Source organism: Ramlibacter sp. 2FC, assembly GCF_005503345.1.
GTDB lineage: Bacteria > Pseudomonadota > Gammaproteobacteria > Burkholderiales > Burkholderiaceae_C > SCMQ01.
On record NZ_SCMM01000119.1, the window covers coordinates 1 to 2110 of the forward strand.

Consider the following 2110-nt stretch of genomic DNA (forward strand, 5'->3'; position numbering starts at 1 on the left):
GGCCCTCGTCGGGGCTGATCTGGCCCAGCATGCTGTTGAACAGGGTGGTCTTGCCCGAGCCGTTGGGGCCGATGACGCCGAAGATCTCGCCGGGCTGGACTTCGAAGCTGACGCCGCCCACGGCCTGGATGGCGCCATAGGCCTTCTTGAGGCCGGTGACCTTGAGCACGGGCGCGTCCTGGGGACGGTCGTGGTGGTGGGCGTGCTGGGGCAGCACGGTCTCGGGAGTGGGTGCAGCGCTCTGGTTCATGCTTGGGCTCCCAGCTTCTGGTTGGCGGCGGCCTGGGCCGCCTGGGCCGATGCCGCGCGCGCGGCGGAGGCGGCCCTGGCCTGGCGCTTGGCGCGCAGGCGGTCGGGGATGGACAGCAGGCCGTCGGGCAGCCAGATCATCAAGAGCACGACGGCGGCGCCGAAGACGAACAGGTACCAGCCCTGGGCGAAGCGCAGCCACTCGGGCAGGATGACGCCGACGGCGGCGCCGAGCACGGGGCCGAGGAAGTAGCCGGGGCCGCCGACGACGACCATGAGGTACATCATGATGGAGGAGGCGACGGTGAAGGGGGCGGGCTCGATGAAGTTGACCAGGGAGGCGAACAGGGCGCCGGCGATGCCGGCATAGACGGCGCCGATGGCAAAGCTCAGGAGGGTGTAGCTGCGGATGTCGATACCCAGACTCTCGGCACGGATCGGGTTGTCGCGCAGGGCGGTGAAGGCCTTGCCCCAGGGGCTGCGCAAGAGGCCCCACAGCAGGGCGCCCAGGACCACGGCGACGGCCAGCACGAAGTGGTAGTAGGCCAGGTTGCCTTCCAGGCTCAGGCCGGCCAGGCTGGGGCGGGGGATGTTGTTGATGCCGAAGGTGCCGCCGGTCAGCCATTCCTCGTTGCGCATGACCAGCCACACGGCGGTGTTGAAGCCCAGGGTGGCGAAGGCCAGATAAATGGTCTGCACGCGCAGGGCCGGGAAGCCGAGGATGAGGCCGACGGCAAAGCAGATCAGGGCGGCGGCGGGCAGGCCGATCCAGAAGCTGATGCCGGCTTTCATGAGGATGGCGACGGTGTAGGCGCCTATGCCGAAGAAGGCGGCGTGGCCCAGGCTCTTCTGGCCGGCGTAGCCGACGGTGAGGTTCAGCCCCATGGTGGCGACGATGAAGACCAGCCAGTAGGACAGCAGGTACAGGCCGTAGCTCTTGAGGAAATGGGGGGCCAGGAGCAAGAGGGCGGCGGCCAGCAGGATCAACGGGAGGGTGAGTTTTTTCATACCTTGCGCTCCTCTTTGCGACCCAGCAGGCCTTGTGGCTTGAACAGGATCACGACCATGAAGATGACCAGGGCGACGGCGTCCTTGTAGGCGGGGGAGATGTAGGCGGCGGCGAGGTTCTCGCAGACGCCGACGATCAGCCCGCCGAGCAGCGCGCCGCGGCTGTTGTTGAAGCCGCCGATGATGGCGGCGAAGAAGGCCTTGGTGCCCAGGCTCTCGCCCATGTCGAACTTGGCGAGGTAGGTGGGGGTGACCAGCAGGGCCGCGGCGACCGCGAGCACGGCGTTGATGGCGAAGGTGTAGAAGATCATGCGCGGCACGTTGATGCCGAGCACGCTGGCGCTCTCGGTGTTCTGGGCCACGGCCTGCATGGCGCGGCCGGTGACGGTCCTGGCCAGGAAGGCTTGTGTCGCCAGCACCAGGGCCAGGGCGAGCGCCAGGGTGCCGATGTCGGAGAGGGTGACGGTGACGCCGGCGATGTTGTACAGCTTGTCGGCGAACAGGCTGGGGAAGGGGTGGGCCTCGGCGCTGTAGCCGGCGCGCAGGCCGTTCCTCATGGCGATGCTCAGGCCGATGGTGGCCACGACGATGGGCATCATGCCGTACTTGAACAGCGGGTCGACGATGCCCCGCTTGAAGGCCCAGCCGAGCACGAAGACGGCGACGATGCAGGCCAGCAGGAAGCTGGGCAACAGCGGCAGGCCCGCGCCCAGGAAGGCCAGCATCATGAAGGCCGGCAGCATCACGAACTCGCCTTGCGCGAAGTTGATGGTGCCGCTGGCCTGCCACAGCAGCGTGAAGCCCAGCGCCGCCAGCGCGTAGATCGCGCCGGTGGACAGGCCGCTGAAGAACA

Annotated in this window: 3 protein-coding genes; all 3 read right to left on the reverse strand. The window is 67.9% G+C overall.

All coding sequences use genetic code 11. From position 1 onward, the window contains the following. Positions 1–250 (reverse strand): ATP-binding cassette domain-containing protein (locus tag FFS10_RS22785; protein WP_249931397.1); only part of this gene is annotated, 250 nt, incomplete at its 3' end. Further along, positions 247–1257, reverse strand: coding sequence for a branched-chain amino acid ABC transporter permease (locus tag FFS10_RS22790; protein WP_137896882.1), 1011 nt, complete (start codon positions 1255–1257; stop codon positions 247–249). The genes FFS10_RS22785 and FFS10_RS22790, both read right to left, overlap by 4 nt. Next, positions 1254–2110: branched-chain amino acid ABC transporter permease (locus FFS10_RS22795; RefSeq protein WP_137896883.1), on the reverse strand; the 857-nt coding region annotated here is incomplete at its 5' end. The genes FFS10_RS22795 and FFS10_RS22790, both read right to left, overlap by 4 nt.